Below are 22,353 nucleotides of genomic sequence, written 5' to 3'. Positions count from 1 at the left end.
CTTATTTTTAAAACCACTACCGATTAGTTAGTTTTTTCCTTTTTCAATTCAATCACCTCTTGCTGCAACTGATGACTCTCTTCTTGTAGAGTTTTCACCGTTTCTCTAAGTTTTTGAACTTCCTTGCTTTGCTCAATCAAATACAAAGTCAGTTCTTCCACTTTTTGTAACAGTTTGGCATCCATCTGACCTAAGTCCAGACCTTCTTGTACTACTTCTTCTGCTTTGGGGATTTCAGGCAAGTGCCGGTTTTGTTCAATATATTGTTCAAGTGAATCCAATGAAATCAACGGATACTCTTTGTTAAACACTTTGTCCGCCCAATCGTTTTCCGATGCTACATCTACTTTTACTCTCTCTGTACGGATGCCTTTCTTGACAAAAAGTTGGAATTGTTCACAATCCGTACAATCGAGGTTTTGTGTACCAATGCCTACTTTCATACCATCACTGACCAGATGGTTGTTCTGCTTCTTCCAGTACTGCTCCGAAGCCTGTACATACAAACCTTCGTAAGGAATTTTCGCGGCTTCCGGATGGATGAAGTAGAGTTCGGAGAGTTGAATTCTTTTGCTTGGGTCAGAGGAAGAACCTTCTAAAAAAATAAATTGCAGTTCAGTATATGCACCAGATGGAACCTTCATTAGAAAATCAGGTGCAGTATAATCCTGTGAAGAATAATCAGCAATAAGAACTTGCTCATCCCCCTCAAACATATTTCGTCCAATAATTTTAAATCGTTTAGGAGTCCAATACCTACTAGTCCACCCCACATAGGCAGCACCTTGTGTATGAATATTTGGTAAATCTTTAATGGTAATAGTCAAAGGGTTCTCTTCAGTAATCTGTGGTGTACTAGATGTTGAGTTAAAACCTCCGTCAAAAAGCTTTGGTAGATCAATTGTTTGATTACCAATTTCCTCCGTATACCTTTCTGTAGCATTAAACAAGATATTATGTTCTAATCCTACCGGTGAACGATTGGTGGGCACCACAGGGTTAAAGATACTTGGAGACTCAAAAGATATTTTTTCAAATAGGCCCTCGTAAAGTTCATTAACAACCTCAGGATGAATAAAGAAAATTTCAGACAATTGTACTCTTCCATTACTACCACTTCCGGCTGGACTATATCCTGAATAAATCACTAATTGTAATTCAGTATAAGTCCCACTAACTTTTTTCCAAAAATCAGGTTCCGTATAATCTTTCGTAGAATAATCTTCAATAACTACTTCACCGAGATTAGCATCCTTACCAATAATTTTAAATCTATTGGGATACCAATATCGACTTGACCATCCTACATATCCCCCATGCCATGTATAAATACTTGGTAAGTGTGTACTCTGGGCAGGTCTTTAATGGTGATGATCAATGGATTACTTTCAGAAATTCCCTCAGAAGAACTGTGTGAAGCAAAACTACCATCAAAAAGGGCTTCCAGGGAAATGATTGACTTATTGATTTCTACAGTATATCGCTCAGTTGCATTAAATAATATATTATGTTCCAAGCTAACTGGCATCCGATTATTAGGAATTACCGGATCATATTGCGCATAAAGCACCTGCACAAAAAACAATAGAATTAAACTTAGGGAAAGTTTATGTATAATTTTCATAGGAATTGTTTTTAATTGGTCTAATATCTTTGATTTTATTCAAGATATTAGATCTACTCAGTGGGTAAGAAAAAAGCCCTTAAAGAGACAAAAATATTAAAGGCTTTTTCTTATACTATAAATCAATGTTTTAGCTGTTGCTCCAACTCTTCGATTCGCTTCTGCATTCGTTCTATCAATTCACTTTGTTTTTCAATGAGCTTACTTTGTTGCTCTTGCATTTTATTCTGCTCTATCAAATACAAAGTCAGTTCTTCCACTTTTTGCAACAGCTTGGCATCCATCTCAGCTACGTCAATGCCGTTTTGTTCCACCTCTTTGGCCGAAGGAATTTCCGGTAGGTGCCGGTTTTCCCGAACAAATTCTTCCACTTCTGCCAGGGATTTTAACTTATAATTATCCGAAAAAACATAATCCGGCCATACCCCTGTGCCGTCTCCGGACAATTCTACTTTTACCCCTTCCATTATCGCTTTTCCTTTCACCGCAAAGGCATAGCCATCCGGTACCGCATTGGTATTGATGCCGACTTTGTTATTGTCAAATTCTCCATAGATCAAAGGGATTTCACTGGAGGAGTTTTCTATATAGAGACGATGGCTAATGTTCTGTATATTTTCATTCGACCCGGCTGCATAACCAATAAAGACATTGCGATGCCCCGTCCGGTTCCAACGACCTGCCTGACTTCCTACAAAAACATTGTAATCGCCTTCATTATGATATACTCCTGCCAAATTACCCAATATCGTATTATCTTTGGATTGATTCGATACACTCTCTAATGTTTCACCATTTTCTGCAAAAAAAGACCCACAGCCTGCTAAACGTCCTAGTAAAACGTTTCCATTACTGGCTTTTAAATAATAACCTGCCTGGTGGCCAACTAATACATTATTACTAGCTTCTAACTCTGGAGTACTGGCAATAGTTTTCCCTGCCAAAGAACCTAAATAAACATTATATACCCCCGTCACATTATTTTCCCCGGCCATCGCTCCTAAAAATGTGTTATAATATCCTGACAAATTATGTCTACCGGCAAAAGCTCCCACAAAAGTATTATAATAAGCATTCTCTGTAGCTTGCTGGGCAGAGAGTCCTGCAGCAAACCCAATTAATGTATTATAAATTCCGACTCCATCGGAACTACCTGCATTAATACCAAAACTCGTATTCTTTTTATCATAATTAGCTTGGATCAACTCATATCCTTCAAATCGATAGCTTCCCGAGGTATTAACATCTCCTTCTACATCCAAAGGGTATTTTGGAAATGGTACACCAACACCCAATTTCCCATTTTCATCCGCAACAGCAAATTTTCTCCAAGGTCCCCAAGCATTCTCCGTACCATTTTTACCCCTCACTCTTATATCACTTGCCAAATGGTTAAAGATAAGTTGAACATGTCGATAATTATTGGTACTTGGAGATGGTTGTAAACCAAATAATACTCCAGCATCAAAAATCCACCTTTGAGGCTCCTCAGATTCAGTTCCCATGGTATATCCTCCTTCAGGATAAACATCAGGAGGAGAATTTTCAGGTTTGATTGGTGAGATTACAACTTGCCCTTTAACCAAGGAACAACTCAATAGCAAACATATCAATAGGGAAAAATAAAAAACTTTCATATAAGAATTTGGTTTATGATTAAAATCTAAAATTTAACTAAGTATTTACTGTTTCCCTTTCAACTCACTCACTTCTTGGCGCAGTTGACGATTCTCTTCTTGTAGGGATTTCACCGTTTTCTCAAAAATTTCCATTTTTTTATTCTGCTCTATCAAATACAAAGTCAGTTCTTCCACTTTTTGCAACAGCTTGGCATCCATCTCAGCTACGTCAATGCCGTTTTGTTCCACCTCTTTGGCCGAAGGAATTTCCGGTAGGTGCCGGTTTTCCCGAACAAATTCTTCCACTTCTGCCAGGGATTTTAACTTATAATTATCCGAAAAAACATAATCCGGCCATACCCCTGTGCCGTCTCCGGACAATTCTACTTTTACCCCTTCCATTATCGCTTTTCCTTTCACCGCAAAGGCATAGCCATCCGGTACCGAATTGGTATTGATACCGACTTTGTTCTTGTCAAATTCTCCATAGATCAAAGGGATTTCACTGGAGGAGTTTTCTATATAGAGACGATGGCTAATGTTCTGTATATTTTCATTCGACCCGGCTGCATAACCAATAAAGACATTGCGTTCTCCTGTACGGTTTTCTCTACCAGCCATTGCTCCCAGAAATACATTGTAATTTCCACTATTATGGTACAACCCTGCCATATCCCCTATTGCAGTATTGTATATAGACACATTGGCATCCTTATTAACTTCCTCTCCCTTTTCCGTATGAAAATACCCAGCACCAGAAGCCCTACCAATAAATACATTTCCTGATCCTACAGCTGTATAAAAGCCTGCTTGATACCCTAAAAACACATTGTTATTACTTTCTCCAGAGCCATTCGCATAGTCTATATATCTACCTGCCAATGCTCCCAAAAATACATTCTGAGAACCTTTCACATTGCTTTCCCCTGCATAACTCCCCAAAAAAGTGTTATAATAGGCAGATTGACTGTTTACTCCGGCAGTACTTCCCACAAATGTGTTGCTATAACCATTTTCAGTTGCCAAGTAGTTGGACTTACCTGCATTATACCCCAGAAACGTATTCCGGTACCCTATTCCATCTACAGTACCTGAGTTAATACCTATCATGGTATTAAAATTTTCATTGCTCAATTTGACAAACTCTCGCCCTTCAACTTTGTAACTTCCAGAGGTGTTGATATCGCCGTTGACGTCCAATTTATAATTAGAATAGTTGACGCCTATACCCACATTTCCATCAGGCCGGAAGGTCATCCAAGGGCTGGTATGTACTGAGCTTTCCGTGCTGTTTCCCCCTATGTATCCATACCTCAATTCATTGTTTGTATTAAGATAGGCACCAAAGGCAAATAACTTACCAGTACTGTTTACTGTAAAACTATACTCCCGGGCCCAGCCGGAATTCACACCACTTCTATTAATATTAATTCCATAGGGATAACCTACTGGTTCATCAAGTTGGATATTGCTATCGAAAGGATAAGTAATCTGACCTTGTCCGAAAGCAGGAGCAACCAGGGTGAGTATACATAATACTACGATGCCAGACTTGCATGCCCGGCTTACAAGGGAAATTGTTTTCATCAAAATACGGGGTTAGAGAATTTTGTTATTTTACGATATATATGGTATACAATTAACGGGCAAAGTTAAAAACTATATGGATAGTTGAAAATCTCTTATTCAAATTTTCATACCTATTTTCTATATACATTATGTGAAAAGTGTAATTACTTACTTTTTTTACATAATTGACCAATACAACTACATGTATATTTCACCAAATAACACCTCTCAAGTCTTACCCCATGATCCTTGGACTCTGCCCCTTTATCACGAGTTTTACTCTAGAGATACAGGCTCCTTAATGAAATATTCAAAAAATTGCTTGATTCGTCTAAATTATTTTTTTACTATTGTGTGATCGAAAACAACGTATCAATCAACTCTACTTACTTAGTGTTTTAGAGTAGCTGCTCCCCACATCTGCAAACAAGTAGTTGCCAATAATCCCCAAAACTTAGGTATCCTTTAATTATATCAAGTTTCCCTTCCTGAAAAGGATAGAAAATATCTCTTTATAGGAAAATTGTCAGTTCTGTTAGGAATGAATAGGTATTATCCTTTCACTATAGTGCCATTAATCAAATTGTACCTCTAAATTCCTTTGTATATAACATACAAATATGAATAAACCATTTAACAAGAACTTGCTCTCTTTCAATAAATTGAATAATTATTCTATATAAACGCTGAAGGAAAACCAAGTAGATTTTAACATTTCATTCACAAAACTTAAGCGAGTTTATCATTTTCTTAATGAATTGCATTATCCGGCTCCTATACTGATTTATTACTTTAGCCCCGGAATCAAAAAATAGTATAAAAAACAACGACAAATAGGTTCAGACTAAAATATCAATATCAACCAGCCCAACTATCATCATGCTTTTTCTATAACAATGCATTGGTGGCTTTCCGCTCCAAGCACTCAACAGCCTATAGGCCGGCTTGTTGAGAAGATTGTATGTACTGTTATATAAAAATTAAACTTTAAAATTCGAGCAATCCTCTAAACGAGGAAGTAGATATATCTGTCAATTTACTTCCCTGGCTGAGGTATGCCTCATTTTTTCTACATAAATCGTATTACTTCAACTAAACTTCAATTATTCATGAAACAATTGTTTACACTGTTTATCTTTCTCACCGTGCTTGTCCCCCAAATGGGATTTAGTCAGCACATCACCAAAGGAACAGTGACTGACGCTTCAGGGGAAGCTCTTCCCGGAGTAACGGTTTCTGTTAAAAACACGCATTCCGGTACGGTTACCGACCTTGATGGTAAATACTCTGTCAATGCTCCTGCTGATGCTGTTCTTATTTTTTCCTATGTAGGTTATGAAACACAAGAAGCTTCTGTCAGTGGCCGGAGCGAAATTAACGTGGTGCTGCAGGAGGCGTCCAAAATGATGGACGAAGTGGTGGTCACGGCTATCGGTATCAAACAACAAAAAACAAAATTGGGTTATGCTACCCAGGAAATGGACACCGAATCGTTACGGGAATCCAAAACGTTGAACCCCGGTAGTGCTTTGGCCGGACAAATTGCCGGATTGACAGTAAATAACCCTACCGGTATTTTCCAAGAACCGACCTTCGAGTTGAGGGGAAAAAAGCCGTTAATCGTTGTCAATGGCATCCCGGTAGAATCTGACTTTTTTGATATCTCTGCCGAAGACATCGAGAACATCAACGTCTTGAAAGGAACCTCTGCCTCAGCACTGTATGGCTCCAGAGGTAAAGATGGCGCTATTTTAATTACGACTAAAAACGCTGAAAAGGAAGGCCTGGAAGTAAACTTTACCACCAACCATATGTTCTCTGCCGGATTTACGGTTTTCCCGGAAACGCAAACGCAGTATGGAAACGGTTCCAAAGGGAAATACGAGTTCTGGGATGGCGCTGACGGTGGTGTCTCTGACGGTGATATGATCTGGGGACCTAAATTTGAACCGGGGGTAAAAGTGGCTCAATGGAACAGCCCTATCCGGGACAAAGTGACCGGCGAGGTGATCGAATGGTATGGAAATGTAGCCGGAACCATTTATGACGACAAATCCCGGTACGAGCGGGTTCCTACCGAATGGAAAAGACACGATAACCTGAAAGACTTTTTGAAAACAGGTATGGTCAGCACAAACGATTTATCCATTTCTTATAAGGGGGAAAAAGCAAGTTATTATGTATCAGCGAAGTACGCCTACCAAAAAGGTCGTGTTCCTAATACATCCGTACACACAGGCGGATTGAACTTCACCTCTACTTTTGATTTGTTGAAAAACCTGAAATTGGATGCCTCCCTATCCTACAACAAAGTGTACTCACCTAATTACCCCCGTTACGGATACGGACCGAAAAACCATATGTACACGATTTTGATCTGGATGGGAGACGATGTAAACGGACAAGATTTGAAAAATCATATGTATGTACCCGGACTGGAAGGTTATAGACAAGCCAATTACAACTATGCCTGGTACAACAACGTGTATTTTGCCGCGAATGAATTGGAGCAACAGCACAACCGGGATGTTTACAACGGTCAACTGAAATTAAACTGGCAAATTACACCTAAATTGAACTTACAAGGCCGGATCAACGGTCGTGGAAAAAAGCTTTTTGAAGACCGCGCAACTCCAAAATCTTATTTGAATTACGGAGATTCCCGGAACGGAGATTATAAAATGTGGAATACTTCGCAACTGAACCTGGATGCGGATATATTGGCTACTTACACACAAGATATCACGTCAAATATCGGAATGACACTTAACGCAGGTGCCTCTTCTTTCTTCCGCAGCTACCAACAAGAATATGCTTCCTCGGACGGATTAATTGTACCGGGTGTATATAGTTTGTACAATACGCAAGGGCCCGTACAGGCAACCAATAACCTCAATGAAAAAACGATCCGCAGTCTTTACGGAATGATCGAATTCGATTTGTTCGGAGCTCTTTTCCTGAACTTCTCTGCCAGAAATGACTGGTCATCCACCTTGTCTACCGTCAACAACTCGTACTTCTACCCTTCTGTTTCAGTCAGTACATTGGTATCCGAATACATCAAAATGCCTGACTTTATTGACATGGTCAAACTTTACGGTTCTTGGGCACAAGTTTCCAGTGATTTAGATCCTTACAATATTTCTGCTACTTATGCCAAAGGTGTAACTTATGGCACGCTTCCCTCAGTGTATTATCCGGGAACCTTGATCAATCCTGATATCAAGCCAGAACAAAGTACCTCTACGGAACTCGGATTATCTACTTCGCTTGCAAAAGGAAAGCTATCCTTTGATGTAACGTACTATAATGTGATTGATAAAAATCAAATCATCAAACTGGATGTTTCCGAGGCTTCAGGATTTCCGGAACGTTTGGTAAACGGAAATGTCTACGAAACCAATGGTGTGGAAGTAATGGCCAAGTGGAAAGCCATCAAAGCGGAAAATTTCTCTTGGAACATAGGCGCTAACTGGAGTAGCTATGTGAAGAAAATCACGGAAATTTACGGAGGTGCGGATGTCTATGAAAATTTGAGAGTAGGTGACCGGGCCGACAGCTACTATGCTACCGTATGGCAAAAAAGCGCTACCGGAGAGTTAATCCTGGATGCTGACAAAAGCATGCCTATCCGAGACCCATACAAACAAAATGTCGGGCATTTGTTACCCGACTGGCGCTTAGGTTTGCAAAACCGTTTCAAAATTCACGATTTCAATGTTTCTGTAGATATCGATGGTGCCTGGGGGGGCTTGATGAATTCTCTTACGGTAGAAAAAATGTGGTGGGGAGGAAAACACCCGAACTCTGTGGAATACAGAGATGCGGAATACGCTGCCGGCAAACCTGTGTTTGTGCCTCAAGGAGTCGTAGTGACCGGTGGAGAGCTTAAAAGAGATACCGATGGCAGCATCATTTCGGATACCCGTACCTATGAACCCAACACTACCGCAGTAGATTGGCAAACCTGGAGCCAAAACTACCCTTATAGAGCTGTGGTCACTGAAGACGAGAGTGAGAAATTTGCCAATACGTTTGACCGAAGCTACTTCAAACTGAGAAGAGTGTCCGTAGGGTATGACCTGACCAATATTATGGATCTGGGAAAAATCAAGCAACTGAATGTCACGGTATACGGATACAACCTGTTGATGTGGAAAAAAATGGATTTGCTGGATCCTGATTACGGAAATGATGATAACCTGCAAGACCCTTCCTCCAGGTTTGTCGGGTTTTCACTCAATGCGAAGTTCTAATCCCCACTTCAGTCAATGGTTTGAAGATTTAATTTTAGAAAATTATGAAAAAATTACTGATATATATTTTACCGTTTTTAGTGGCTTTGTCTTCCTGCCGTGATTTGGAAGAAATCAATGTCAATCCCAATTTACCATTAGAGACTCACCCACAGTTTCAATTGACGAAAATACAATGGGATGCCTTTCGGGAAAAAGCCGGCACCGGACCTTTGTACGCCACCAAAATGCTGGTGCAAACCGATGGAGTGAACTCCGGTCAATACTACCAATGGGACAGAGGAAGCTTTGAAGATTTTGGGAACCTTCGCGACATACAGAAGATGATGGAAGAAGCCCAACAACTCGAAAGCAATGCTTATATAGCCCTTGCCAAGTTCTTCCGCTCTTTCTACTTTTATTCGCTTACGCTTACCTTTGGCGACATTCCGTATGCCCAGGCCTTACAGGGAGAAACCGACTCAAATTTCACGCCTGTTTACAACAGCCAGAAAGAGGTATTTTTGGGAATTTTAAAAGAGCTGGAAGAAGCCAATACTTTATTGTCTGAAGAAGCGGGTAGCATTGCAGGGGATATTATTTTTGACGGAGATATCACCCAATGGCAAAAAACGATCAATGCCTTCCGCTTGAAAGTATTGATGAGTCTTTCTCATAAAGTAGGCGACAGTGAATTTAATATCAAATCTACCTTTGTCCAGATTGTTCAAAACGAACCGCTTTTCGAAAGTACGGAAGACAATGCCCAATTGGTATTTCTAGACCAGGAAGGCAACCGGTACCCGGAATTTAACTCCAGTGGCTATGGCTCGGGTATGTATATGGATTCGACCTTTGTCAAACGCTTACAAATCCACCAGGACCCCCGTTTGTTCATTTATTGTACACAAACCAAAAACGCCAAAGAGGCAGGAAAAGCCATCAATGATTTTACCGCTTATGAAGGAGGTGATCCTGCTGTTCCTTATAGCAAGGTGAATGACAAAGCTTTGGCAGGAAATGTTTCTAAAGTAAATGAACGCTATCACAAAGACCCTACAAACGAACCCATGGTCTTGATCGGCTACCCGGAGCAACAATTTATTTTGGCTGAAGCAGTGGTAAGAGGTTGGATTAACGGTGACGCCAATGCCTATTACCAATCCGGAGTCAAAGGTTCTTTCAAATTCTATGAAATGCATGCCGAAGGATATGAACAATACGTAGATGAAAATGCAGCCAACCACTACCTGGCATTGACTGAAAACGACCTTGACCAAGTCGCTACAGCGGAGGAAAAAATTGAACTGATTATCTTACAAAGGTACTTTCAGACATTCCAACAATCCGGCTGGACTGCCTTTTTTGAACATTTGAGAACGGGTTACCCGTCTTTCCGCAGACCGGATGGTGTTGACATTCCTTTCCGCTGGATTTACCCTCAATCCGAATACAACTACAACACGGAGAATGTTTCTATTGCGATAGAACGGCAATTCGGAGCCGGCAATGACAAAATCAACCAAGAAGTTTGGTGGTTACAATAAAGACCTTTCGCATGATTAACCTTTAGTCTTCTCACCTACTAACCAACCGGGTGCCAGTGTAATACTGGCGCCTTTTCTTTTTAAAAGGGATTACTCTTCCGAAAAATGCCCTAAACACTCTCGAATTATTGCCCCCTCATTTGCTAACTTTGTTTATGAAGTGAATTAAACTTTTTCTTTTTCCTAAAAAATGTTTCAAAAAGGCCTCCTCTGTGTTACTTTTTTCAACAATAGCTTTGGCTATTCTCTTCAAAAAGTGCCTTGATGAGCCGATTTTGATTCTATTTTCGGTCAAAAACGATAAGTTGAAATCACTTCTATTATAATTTTTTGCGAACAGTAAACCTATTTTATGAAATTTTTTAGAACTACTATTTCCATACTAGGGATGGTCTTACTTCTTTGGGGATGTGAACAGAAACAAGTCAAACTGCTTCCCGTTCAAATCATTCCCCAACCCCGGTCGATCGATATACAGGAGGCCCCTCCCTTTCTCTTGGACAAAGATATTCAAGTATTTATCAATGATTCCAGCATGTTGCCGGCGGCTAGTTTATTGCAAGATATTCTACCTGTCAACAGCACACTGGCCTGGTACAACGAAGAAATTCCTCAAACAGGCTTTTTGTTACAACTTTCTCCCGAACTGGACTCTTTAAGTCGGGAAGGGTATTCATTACAAGTGAACGAAAAACAAGTCGGCATCCGTTCGGCAGGGCCTCAAGGCTTATTTTATGCAGTAGAATCCATCCGGCAGTTATTACCAGCCCAAAAAGAAGTACCGGCAAATACAGTCTTGGGCCTCCCGGCAGTCCGGATTCAGGATGCTCCCCGTTTTGCCTGGAGAGGTATGCATTTGGATGTGTCCCGTCATTTTATGCCGTTGGATTTTGTCAAAAAATACATCGATTATTTAGCCCTCCACAAGCTCAATGTCTTTCATTGGCACTTGGTAGACGGCATCGGTTGGCGCATCGAAATCAAATCTCACCCGGAGCTAACGGACTGGGGTGCCTGGCGTGTGGTGAAAGAAGGAAAAAAGCCCTGGCAGGATTTTGAAATATGGAAACCAGGGGATGAGCGACCGAAATACGGAGGATATTATACCCAGGAAGAAATTAAAGAGGTGTTGGCTTATGCCAAAGAACGCTTTGTGACGGTAGTACCGGAAATCGAACTCCCCGGCCATTCCGAAGTGGTTTTCCAATGTTATCCTGATTTGTTATGCCAAGATCATAAAGGAAAATCTTTGAAAAATATCGGTGTTTATTGCGCCAGCAACCCAAAGAGCTATACTTTATTGGAAGAAATATTGGATGAAGTGATCGAGCTTTTTCCCTCCGAATACATTCATATTGGCGGTGATGAAGTAAGCAAAAGCAATTGGAAAGCATGTGCCAATTGTCAAAAGTTGATGAAAAAAGAAGGCTATACACCGCATGAATTGCAAAGTCATTTTGTCAATCATTTTGATAAATACCTCAAAGAAAAAGGACGTAAATTGATTGGCTGGCATGAAATCCTGGAAGGTGAGCTAAGCCCTTCAGCCACCATTATGTACTGGGGAGGAGAAAAAGGGGTGGCGGATAATTTGAGCATGGGCCATCCCACCGTACTGACTACCGGTTCGCACTTTTACTTTGATCACTATCAAAGCTTGAGTAAGGAAGAACCAAAAGCCTTTGGAGGCTATGCCCCCCTGAAAAAAGTATACGAATACGAGCCTGTTCCCGATGGTTTGGACAAATCCTTAAAAAATAACCTTTTAGGAGTTCAGGCCAATATCTGGACAGAATATGTTCCCAACCCTCAACATGCAGAGTATATGGTTTTTCCCCGGATGGCTGCTTTAGCTGAAGTAGCTTGGCAGGCTGAAGGAACAAAAAACTGGGAACGATTTCAAAATAAAATGGAAGCGTTATTAAACCACTACCAAGCCTTAGGCATAAACTACGCTCCTAGCGCCTTCAGGCCGGATATTCAATTTGCGCTCGACCGTGAAAGCAAACGCCTGAAAGTCACCCTGGAAACCGAATTAAAAGCAGACATCTATTATACGACCGACGGATCGGAACCAAGTCCTCAGTCAGGGACACCATACCAAGCCCCTTTTTGGTTAGATGCATCCTGTACAATAAAAGCCATCGCTGTAAAAAACGGTAAAATCATCAATAAGCCGGAAACAAAAGAGGCTATTTTACACAAAGCCATAGGTACAGAAGTCGAACTGAACAACGAAGGCTATGGAAAGTACAAAGCAGAAGGAGGATACACCCTGGTAGACGCAGACTTTGGCGGAGACAAATGGGGCAATGGCAAATGGCTGGGCATTCTTAACCGCGACTTGGAAGCCACTCTAAAGCTAGATACTCTCTCTGAAATTCGACAAATTAAATTAAGTTGTATTGAAGAAACCAGCGCGGGAGTTTATTTTCCGGCAGCCATTGAAGTGGCCGTATCTCAAGATGGTAAATCCTATCAAACGGTTCAGGCCTTCAAAAATGAAAGATCTTTACCCATTCCGAAAGTTCCGGATATCCATACCAACACCTTTGAACTCAACTTTGATCCGGTAGCATGTCAGTACATTCGTGTAAAAGCCCAATACCAAAAAGTTAATAACCAAGGAGTTTTCATCTTTGCAGATGAGCTCATGGTAGAATAAGGTTATCTCTATATTTGTAAATAAAAAGTGTACGGGAATACTTGCCTGTACACTTTTTATTTTTCACTTGACTAAGTAAACTTGAACTTATTTCAATCACTCCCCCTTCCCTAAAAAGGATCCCCCGTTACTCGGTAGCACTACTTTCGGCTTATTCTTGGAAACTTTATGTGAATTCTTTTTTAGATCCCACATTTTTTTATAAACTTGTCACATAGTATTACTTCCGTTTTTTAGGTATGTATAATATCCAAGAAGTAGAGTTTTTACTAAAAAAAATATTGTGAGTACCTGTGGCTTTTCAATTTTTTTATGAAAAAAGAAGTACTTAAGGAAATCCTGTTTCCGGAAAGCAGGACAAAGCAGCTGAATATGAACTTTTTACTTCAGGCTTGGTAATTTTTATAACAATTATCTTATTCGTTGTCTTTAGTACGGAAAAGGAAAGAAAAATGCCCGCCTATCGACCCTTACAGGTTGATCTTCTTCACCTAACCCTCAATTTAATTTGCTACTAATTTCTTACCTGGTTGGTAGATTTGCCAACCAGGTCCTTTCTTTTTTCGATTGGTTTTAGTTGAGTAAATTGATGTACCCTTGTTGAATAGTTTCTAAGACCCCTAGTCACTCATTTGCCAAACTACACAGACCATGGGGTTATTTTCAGAAAAACCCTTCTGTAACCTTCCTGTTATCCATAACACAAGGGAAAATGGCTAAAAATTCTATAAATTCGCTTATCCTGTTATTAATCTTAATATTACCTATTCAAAAATGAAAAAAATGTACACCTTACAGTTTGCACTGAACAAGTGGTTGCTTTACTGTCTATTGTTTTCGGTGACTGCCTGTACACAAAAGCAGCAAAAAGAGGAAGCACAGACAACTGCCGCTACTCCACCCAATATCATCTACATATTGGCGGATGACATGGGTTATGGAGAATTGGGTTGTTACGGGCAAAGTAAAATAGAAACGCCCAATATCGACAAGCTTGCAGCCAATGGAATGAAATTTACCCAACACTACTCCGGAGCACCGGTTTGCGCCCCGGCACGAGGAGTATTACTGACCGGACTGCATGCCGGTCATGCGCATATCCGGGGAAATGACGAATGGGCCGAACGCGGAGACGTTTGGGACTTCGCAAAAGCGGTTGAAGACCCAAACTTGGAGGGACAAAGACCCATCCCGGCCGATACGCCTACTATTGGCAAACTTTTGCAACAATCCGGATATAAAACCGGAGTAGTAGGAAAGTGGGGACTGGGAGCGCCTTTAACTGATGGTATTCCGAATCAGCGGGGCTTTGATTTTTTCTTTGGATATAATTGTCAACGCCAGGCACATACCTATTACCCTAAACACTTGTGGAAAAACCAAGAAAAAGTACTGTTGGATAATGAACTGGTAGTGCCCAATGCCAAATTGGCAAAAGATGCCGATCCGTATGACTCTGCAAGTTATGCCAAGTACAACCTGACGGATTATGCTCCGGAGCTCATGCAAAAAGAAGTGTTGAACTTCATTGAAGCAAATAAAGAGCAGCCCTTCTTTATGTATTATGCCACTCCGATTCCTCATGCACCTATTCAAGCACCAAAGCGTTGGGTGGATTATTATGTGAAAAAATTCGGAGAGGAAGAACCTTATTTAGGCAACCGGGGCTACTTCCCACATCGTAATCCTAAGGCAGGCTATGCGGCAATGATTTCTTACCTGGATGAACAAGTGGGTGAAATTGTAGCCAAACTCAAAGAACTGGGTCTTTATGAAAATACCCTGATCGTCTTTACCAGTGACAACGGCCCCACCTATAACGGAGGAACCGAATCCCCTTGGTTTAATAGCGGTGGACCGTTTAAAAGCGAATATGGATGGGGGAAAGGCTTTTTGAAAGAGGGAGGCATCCGTGTTCCGATGATTGCCAGCTGGCCCGGTCATATCAAAGCGGGTACACAGACGGATCACGCTTCTGCCTTTTATGATATTTTGCCTACTTTCTGTGAAATTACCGGCACACAAGCTCCGGACAATACAGACGGCATCAGCTTCCTCCCCACACTATTGGGCCAAAAGCAAACAAAAAGTCACGATTTTCTGTATTGGGAATTTCCAGCTTACGGAGGACAACAAGCCGTCCGGATGGGGAATTGGAAAGGAATCCGTAAAAATATTCTGGACAAGAAAAAAGAAATGGAATTTGAACTCTTTGACCTCAGTGCAGACATACAAGAAGTCAATAATCTGGCTGACCAACACCCTGAAATCGTAGAGAAGATTCTAAAAATTATGGAACGCGAACATACCCCTGCTTCAATCGAACGCTTTAAAATGCCCGCTTTGGGAGATGAATTAGCCGCAAAAGCCGAATAAACCGACAAAAAATACCTTGCTTCATAGACCTGTACCTTAAGAGGCAGGTCTTTTTTTATACCATTTGCTTGACACAATACTACTTTTTCGGCAACTTGTATAAGGGATCCTATACATACAGGCATTGCATGCACAGAAGAAAAGAATATAGCCAAAAGTATTTTCGTATTAAAAAGCATTTGTATTCCCCTACATACAACTACCAAAGCGAACAAAATGCCCTAACCAACCAGATCTATTATTAGGATTACCCATTCTACTAAACAAAGAAATAAAACTCAAACATTATGAAAGTTCTCAAAATCATTTTGATCATTGTGGTGATACTGGCCGCAGTGTATGTCTTTCTACCTGGTTCAAGCCATGTGGAGCGCTCTGTTATGATCAACTCCCAGCCTGAAAAAGTCTATACGGTGGTTAATAATATGCACAGGTTTAACGATTGGTCGCCTTGGGCCAAAATTGACCCCAATACACAGTATGAATTTGAAGGGCCCGAAAGTGGCGAAGGGGCCAAAATGAGCTGGACCAGTGACCATAATGAAGTGGGCAATGGCAGCCAATGGATTGAAAAGTCAGTTCCGAATAAAGAGGTGGTTACGATGCTCACTTTTGATGAAGGAGACCCCGCCAAAGCCAAGTTTTTGCTGGAGCCTACAGATGAAGGAACAAAAGTTACCTGGGCATTTGATGCCGAACTTACTGGGTTTATGAAAATCATTGGCCTGGGAATGGACGGCTTCCTCGGCCCTATGTACGAAGAGGGATTGAACAATTTGAAAAACTTGGTGGAAAACATGCCGGACGATATGGAAACCACTGATGAGTGGCCGGAGGAGGAATGGCCGGAGGAAGAGGAAAATGTCGTTGAAAATTAAACGCGTTATTGGAGACTTTATCCGGCTTGACCATAGGAGTGAATGGCAGGTTAAACCCAAAAAATATTGGGTTCAATCAAATTTCAAACACCTTTTGAACTATAGAAAATGAACCGGAATAAAGTCTAAAAAAATGACCAATATTTCGAATACAAAACTTAAGCAAGGAATACATTTGTCCTCAACATACCTTTTTCAATGATAATTGTATCCCTTGCCTTATTTTGTTTTTTTAGGGAGCCTCCGGTTTTTCTTTGATCTCAGGAAAATAGATGCTCAAGTCTAAAGGGTCTTCCAATGCTTCTTGCTGCCGTAATAACTCTTCAAACAAGGAGGCTTTCACTTGCCGATGCGCTATAGAAGTTGAAAGATCTTCTGTTTCTGCCGGATCGTTTTCCAGATCAAACAACAATGCCTTCCGGGCTTTGGGATAGAGAATCAATTTGTACCGGTCCGTTCGGATCATTCTCTGTAAGTTCATATAACATCCGTACACAGAAGCATAGACACTGGATGCACTTGGGTCTTTAATATAAGGCATCAGGCTGTTAAACTCTACCTCCTTTGGTTTTTGAATGCCTGCCATCTCCAAAACAGTTGCCATAACATCCTGTAGATATACTTGTTGTGACCGCTGACTACCTTTGGGAATTTCCGGACCTACAATCATCAAAGGTACCCGTATACTGTGGTCATACATATTTTGCTTGCCCAATAAGCCATGTTGCCCAACGGCTAAGCCATGGTCTGAAGTGAAAATAAGATAGGTATTGTCCCTCTTTCCCGAGGCGTCCAGCGCTTCCAAAACCCGTCCGATTTGATCATCCAGATGAGTGATAATGGCATAATACTCCTGAATATGTTTTTGTATGGCCAAAGGAGTTCTTGGAAAAGGCGCCAATCGTTCATCTCTTAAATCCGAGCCACAACCGATACTATCTTTATAAGGGTACAATTCCTGAAAATTTTCCGGTAATACAATCTGTTCCAACGGATAACGCTCTACAAATTCCTTGGGCGCTTGCCTTGGATCATGAGGGGCATTGAATGCCAGGTACATAAAAAAGGGCTTTTCCCGGGTATTCGCCTCCCGGATATACTGAACGGCATCATCCGCCAATACTTCACTCCAATGTTTGCCTCCTTTCCAAAAGCCTTCATACTTTGTATGCCAGGGCAACCAAGTAGTGTCCTTTTCGCTTTGGGGCCGGTTGTACCCTTGTGGGGTTTGATTCGGCATTCCGGGCCGAATATGACTGACATATTGAAAAATACTGTCTACAGGTGCTTTTACATGCCATTTCCCGGTAAAGTACGTTTCGTATCCCGCCTGTTTCAAGTGCTGTGTCCAGAATTTGCCCTCATCCACCAGACTATCCAGATGAGACTCAGCATTGTTGGCCCGCCATACGGTCATCCCTGTATTGAGCATGGTACGGCTGGCTACACATACCGCTCCATGCCATGCGCCCATATTGTAGGCATGGGTAAAGGTTGTCCCCTCTTTAGCAAATCGATCCATATTAGGCGTTTGTACGGCTTCCTTTCCAAAGGCATTGACAGTACTAAAACGCTGATCGTCTGTGTAGATAAAAATAAAATTGGGTTTTTGACTTGAAGAATTTTCTGTTTTTTCACCGCAACCCAATGCCCATACTCCCCATACCAAAAGCCATGCATACCGAAGCATTTTCATATTCAGGATCAAATTAAAGGACATAAAAAACACTGATTTCAAAGTAAATAACAGCTTAATCCAAGTAATAAAGTATTGTACTTATTTCTTTAGTAAAGGTCTTTTTTGAACTCCCTCATTCACTAACGTGCAAATGTCTATCGCAAATCGAGTTATTTTACTCCTGTAATTTTCAATGCCTGTGCATATTCACTAGGCAAAGCCAACACGGAAAGTTCAGGGATTTCAACAAGCAAATTTCCCTTTTCCTGTCGCCAATTCAGTTGCATTTCCGTCCCGAGAACTTGAATTTTTGCATCTTTTTTTACTTTTAAATCTTTGATAATCAACTGCTTTTCCGGCCAACGAGGTAAAATAGCAAAAACAGCCTCTTCATTTTGAGTAAAAAACATTTCTTTGACGGCATAGCCGGGCTCCGGATCTATGGTTTGTTTTAAGATAAAATCTCCCCCCAAATAATGCTGCCCTTCCGGTTTGTAATCTTTTTTTCCTGCTGACCATTGATAAGGCTTGTCCCAAGTGCGGGTTCCATAAATCGCCTCTCCGTTTACCTTCAGCCATTCTCCGATTTGCAATAGACGCTCTTGCATGATCACCGGAATTTTACCGTGTCCGTCCGGACCGATATCCAATAAGAGGTTCCCTCCCCTACTCACTACATCCACCAACATCAGCACCAGGGTTTGAGCGGAATTATAATCTTCAAGATCTTCATTCCGGTTAAAACCAAAGGAAAACCCAATACCCCGGCACTCTTCCCAAGGATGGCCGCCTTCCAAGCCCGATTCGTACTCAGTGGTATAATAACCTCCGTGTTTATGCCGGTCACCTTTCCCCCAACGGTCATTAATCACGACATCTTTCGGGGCTTTGGAGTCGTTGTACAACCATGCCAATAATTCGGCAGATTTCCACTCTTCCGCAGTTTTTTCCCACTCCCCGTCGGCAAAAATCAAATGGGGCTGATAGCGGTTGACCACATCTTTGAACTGTGGGTGAAAATGCTCATTAACAAAGCGGTCAAAATCTTTCTGATACCAAGGGTGGAACCATTCGTACAGAGAATAATAAAGACCAAACTTTACGGAGGTCTTATCCATTGCCTCTTTTAATTCTCCTAATAAATCTCTATTTGCCCCGGTTTCCATGCTGTTCCACGGAAATCCCCAGTTAGTCGAAGCCTCCTGGCTGGGCCATAGGCAAAAACCATCGTGATGTTTGGACGTGATGGCGATGTATTTCGCTCCGGATTTTTCAAACAGTCGGGCCCATGCATTTGCATCAAACAATTCTGCTTGAAACATTTCCCCAAAATTGTAATAACTGAAGTGCGGGCCGTAAGTACGGGTATGGTAATCGTAAACTTCCGTGCCTGAAAATTTTCCATTTCCGAATAAAGTCTTGTTTTGCAACCAATATTGGTACCATTCGGAATACGTTCCTTTGGGCGACCAGGCAGGAACCGAATACGGTCCCCAATGAATAAAAATACCAAATTTGGCATCCTGAAACCAACCCGGTACCGGGCGACTATCCAATGATTCCCAATTGGCTTCGTATTTTTCGGTTTGTGAAAAACTCATCGAGCTGGTCAAGCAAATGAACATACTTAAGAAGAGTCCGATTTTCATTCTTGTAAGTGTCATGGATGTCTAATTATTTAAGCTTAAGATCGGTGGTTGCCGTTTGCTGATTACGGTAATATTTTACTTGAAGATGCTCTTTCCATTTGTTTCCTTGAAACTGGTTGAGTAGCTCTGCCATGTTGTTCACTTCTTTTCCGTCCAGTCCCAATAGTACATCCCCTTTCTGCAATCCGGCTGTTGCCATAAGGCTCCCCTCTTCGATGGCTAAAATAAGCACTCCATTTTCTCCACTCAAGCCCGCTGCCGATCTCTCGGCCAAGGTCTCCACATTTTTGAGGGTAGCCCCCAGCCACTCGGCTTGCACTGAAGTTTTTTCTTCCAGTTCAAAAAACAATTGAGGGATTGCCGGTGATTTGGCCATTTTTTTCAACAAAGGCAACTGTACACCAAAGCTATCCATACTAAAATTTTGAAAACCAACTTCCAGGGCTGAAGATTGTTCTCCTACCCGGAAGTCGCCTTGAGAAGCAGCGACAAATTTCGGGTCACCGGCCTGGCTGTGTTGCCCCACGGTTCCTTTCTGCGACAATTTAAGGGCATTTTCAGAAGTAAAAAAATTATAATCCACTTCTTTTCCCCAGGCCTGCAAGGCAATGTCCTGATGAGATGTCATGACGATATTTGCACGAAAAATGTCGTTACTTTGCTTAAACCATACATGAGGGTGAAAACCGTTATTGACTAAAATATTGTTCTCCACCACTCGGTGAAAACCTTCTCGCAATTTCAGGCCTCCACTCAGGCATAAGTTATTGTAAATATGATAATTGGAAGAGCCATCGTCCAGGTCAATGTCCCAGCCATGATCACAACGGAAGCGGTTATTCCGGATAGTAGTCGTATAGATCGCGTCCCAAGCCGGCATCCCGGGATGCCGGGCCACCAAGCTGTCCATTACTTTCCGGTTGGGATGCCAAAAGCGGTCTCTTCCCCAAGAGTTAAAAGCTCCGTGGTCTCCGGTTTCCAGTACGGTATTGAACACATCGTTATAGGCGATATCATGCCCGCCCCAAGTGCCTTCACTGATATTGATTCCGGCCCGAGGAATGTCGTAAATACTATTATGTATCACCGAAATCTTCGCAGCCATAGAGATTTGTACTCCGGCCACTTGCTTCTCTATCGTACCGATATCGTGTATTAGATTGTTTTCAGCCAGACAATTTTCGGGATAAAGGGTATTTTTAGGACCTTTCAACGTATCCATTTCTTCCCAAGGTACAAACTCCTTGTATTGAAAAGACGGGGAACGGACGGCCGAAGGATCGCCTACAAAGGCGATGGCTGTCGCACCACATTGATAGATATGATTTCCAACGATTCGAATATCACGATTATACCCGTCCACAAAGATGACATTTCCCCCTAAATTCCGAAAGGTATTCTGTTCAATACTGCAATTTTCAGCCCCGGAGAGGGTAATTGCCCCTCCCCTGTAAACCATCCAATCGCTTCTTAACAAAGGTTCGTATTTTTCAAAAAGAGTCCGTTGGCTTTGTTCAAATACGATTCCGGAAATGCTCACACCTTTTACCGGATTATCTCTACTTCCTTTAATGTTTATCAACTGTTTTAAATGACTCACTTCCGTTTTGGCTGAAGTTAAATCCAGTCCTTCCGGTGGCCAGAAGTAGACAGTCTTTTCTTCTTGGTCAAAATACCACTCTCCCGGGCTATCCAATTCTTCCCGGATATTCTCCACCATTCGATAGTTTTTGTGCAAATTCCAAGGGCGGTTATTTTGATGCCCTCCGGCCAAAACCGGTGCTCCCTTCTCGTCCAAACCGGTAATTTGATAGTGAAACCCTCCCCATTCGGCTCCGTGTAAAACATGCAAAATTCCCCCTTGGGGCTGTTTCCAATGTTTGATTCTTTCCGGGGCAATGGCATCGGCTGCACTGCCATTCCAATGATTTTGTTGAGCATCTATGTTGGGATAACGGGCCAGTACCTGTACTTCACCATTGATCACTAACTGATCGAAGCCTTGCGAAGTATTGACCTTAGCCTTCCATAAGCCTCCTTCAAAAGGCTCCCAGCGAGCCTCTAATCGCTTTGCACCCTTCACAACCACCTGACCTTTGTCTTTTGTAGTTAATCGAATACCGCTCAACTCAGGACCTATTTCCAATGTTTGGCCCAGGTAATACTCTCCCGCTGCTATTTGGATTTCAATTTCCTGAGCAGGAGCTTCTCTCCGAAGCTCTCTGGCAGCTTGTAAAGCCTTTTCTAATTGGTGAAATGAATCGGGATGTGAATTCGTCTGGCCTTCCGGTACAACTGTGAGAACTCTGTCTGAAGATGAAGTACAGCCTATACAAAGCATACTGGCAACCAAAGCCCATGCGTAGAGAATTTTCATATTTACAAATTAAGGATTTTTAGTGTTAGCTTCTGATTTTAGTGAATGCAATCTAGGGATTATTCATTGCTTGGACAAAGCAAACGTTTGCTACTATTTGGTAGGAAAAACCGGAAACCAATGGGCTTCGCATAAG

General features: G+C 41.6%; 12 protein-coding genes. 5 read left to right on the top strand and 7 right to left on the bottom strand.

Annotated elements, in window-relative coordinates; all coding sequences use genetic code 11:
- Positions 1-23: 23 nt before the first annotated feature.
- The 4 genes from AAG747_RS21210 to AAG747_RS21195 form a co-directional block, all read right to left on the bottom strand.
- Positions 24-1,094 (bottom strand): basic helix-loop-helix domain-containing protein, encoded by a 1,071-nt coding sequence (locus AAG747_RS21210; RefSeq protein WP_346823235.1) that lies wholly within the window; start codon positions 1,092-1,094, stop codon positions 24-26.
- Between the two features lie 209 nt (positions 1,095-1,303).
- Positions 1,304-1,624: a hypothetical protein gene (locus AAG747_RS21205; protein ID WP_346823234.1), complete on the bottom strand. Its 321-nt coding sequence runs from the start codon at positions 1,622-1,624 to the stop codon at positions 1,304-1,306.
- A gap of 122 nt (positions 1,625-1,746) precedes the next feature.
- Positions 1,747-3,129 carry a hypothetical protein gene (locus AAG747_RS21200; RefSeq protein ID WP_346823233.1) on the bottom strand — a complete coding sequence of 461 codons (1,383 nt, stop codon included), beginning with the start codon at positions 3,127-3,129 and terminating at the stop codon, positions 1,747-1,749.
- Between the two features lie 177 nt (positions 3,130-3,306).
- Positions 3,307-4,830, bottom strand: coding sequence for a hypothetical protein (locus AAG747_RS21195; protein WP_346823232.1), 1,524 nt, complete (start codon positions 4,828-4,830; stop codon positions 3,307-3,309).
- Between the two features lie 1,091 nt (positions 4,831-5,921).
- Between AAG747_RS21195 and AAG747_RS21190 the strand changes: the two genes are divergently transcribed.
- The 5 genes from AAG747_RS21190 (at position 5,922) to AAG747_RS21170 (ending at position 16,513) form a co-directional block, all read left to right on the top strand.
- On the top strand, positions 5,922-9,068 hold the full coding sequence (locus AAG747_RS21190; protein ID WP_346823231.1) for a SusC/RagA family TonB-linked outer membrane protein: 3,147 nt from the start codon (positions 5,922-5,924) through the stop codon (positions 9,066-9,068).
- A 44-nt stretch (positions 9,069-9,112) separates the two neighbouring features.
- Positions 9,113-10,594 (top strand): SusD/RagB family nutrient-binding outer membrane lipoprotein, encoded by a 1,482-nt coding sequence (locus AAG747_RS21185; RefSeq protein WP_346823230.1) that lies wholly within the window; start codon positions 9,113-9,115, stop codon positions 10,592-10,594.
- Positions 10,595-10,946: 352 nt separating this feature from the next.
- Entirely contained in the window at positions 10,947-13,259 is a 2,313-nt protein-coding gene (locus AAG747_RS21180; protein ID WP_346823229.1) for a beta-N-acetylhexosaminidase, read from the top strand.
- A 774-nt stretch (positions 13,260-14,033) separates the two neighbouring features.
- Positions 14,034-15,635: an arylsulfatase gene (locus tag AAG747_RS21175; protein ID WP_346823228.1), complete on the top strand. Its 1,602-nt coding sequence runs from the start codon at positions 14,034-14,036 to the stop codon at positions 15,633-15,635.
- Between the two features lie 287 nt (positions 15,636-15,922).
- Positions 15,923-16,513 (top strand): SRPBCC family protein, encoded by a 591-nt coding sequence (locus AAG747_RS21170; protein ID WP_346823227.1) that lies wholly within the window; start codon positions 15,923-15,925, stop codon positions 16,511-16,513.
- Between the two features lie 232 nt (positions 16,514-16,745).
- Here the strand turns inward: AAG747_RS21170 and AAG747_RS21165 are convergent, their stop codons facing one another.
- From AAG747_RS21165 to AAG747_RS21155, 3 genes are all read right to left on the bottom strand, one after another.
- Positions 16,746-18,209 (bottom strand): sulfatase family protein, encoded by a 1,464-nt coding sequence (locus AAG747_RS21165; protein ID WP_346823226.1) that lies wholly within the window; start codon positions 18,207-18,209, stop codon positions 16,746-16,748.
- Between the two features lie 152 nt (positions 18,210-18,361).
- A complete protein-coding gene (locus tag AAG747_RS21160) occupies positions 18,362-19,855 on the bottom strand; it encodes an alpha-L-fucosidase (RefSeq protein ID WP_346823225.1) in 1,494 nt (497 codons plus the stop codon).
- 10 nt (positions 19,856-19,865) lie between these two features.
- Positions 19,866-22,217, bottom strand: a complete 2,352-nt coding sequence (locus AAG747_RS21155) for a PDZ domain-containing protein (protein WP_346823224.1) — start codon at positions 22,215-22,217, stop codon at positions 19,866-19,868.
- Between the last annotated feature and the right edge of the window lie 136 nt (positions 22,218-22,353).

The organism is Rapidithrix thailandica, from assembly GCF_039710355.1.
Taxonomy (GTDB): Bacteria; Bacteroidota; Bacteroidia; order Cytophagales; family Flammeovirgaceae; genus Rapidithrix; species Rapidithrix thailandica.
The sequence above is the reverse complement of the archived record's forward strand: the minus strand, read 5'-3'. Positions and strand labels throughout refer to the sequence as shown.

Coding starts and splice junctions, on each gene's coding strand:
- AAG747_RS21205 (WP_346823234.1), bottom strand. CDS start 1,624: ATGAAAATTATACATAAACTTTCCCTAAGTTTAATTCTATTGTTTTTT.
- AAG747_RS21200 (WP_346823233.1), bottom strand. CDS start 3,129: ATGGGAACTGAATCTGAGGAGCCTCAAAGGTGGATTTTTGATGCTGGA.
- AAG747_RS21195 (WP_346823232.1), bottom strand. CDS start 4,830: ATGAAAACAATTTCCCTTGTAAGCCGGGCATGCAAGTCTGGCATCGTA.
- AAG747_RS21190 (WP_346823231.1), top strand. CDS start 5,922: ATGAAACAATTGTTTACACTGTTTATCTTTCTCACCGTGCTTGTCCCC.
- AAG747_RS21185 (WP_346823230.1), top strand. CDS start 9,113: ATGAAAAAATTACTGATATATATTTTACCGTTTTTAGTGGCTTTGTCT.
- AAG747_RS21180 (WP_346823229.1), top strand. CDS start 10,947: ATGAAATTTTTTAGAACTACTATTTCCATACTAGGGATGGTCTTACTT.
- AAG747_RS21175 (WP_346823228.1), top strand. CDS start 14,034: ATGAAAAAAATGTACACCTTACAGTTTGCACTGAACAAGTGGTTGCTT.
- AAG747_RS21170 (WP_346823227.1), top strand. CDS start 15,923: ATGAAAGTTCTCAAAATCATTTTGATCATTGTGGTGATACTGGCCGCA.
- AAG747_RS21165 (WP_346823226.1), bottom strand. CDS start 18,209: ATGAAAATGCTTCGGTATGCATGGCTTTTGGTATGGGGAGTATGGGCA.
- AAG747_RS21160 (WP_346823225.1), bottom strand. CDS start 19,855: ATGACACTTACAAGAATGAAAATCGGACTCTTCTTAAGTATGTTCATT.
- AAG747_RS21155 (WP_346823224.1), bottom strand. CDS start 22,217: ATGAAAATTCTCTACGCATGGGCTTTGGTTGCCAGTATGCTTTGTATA.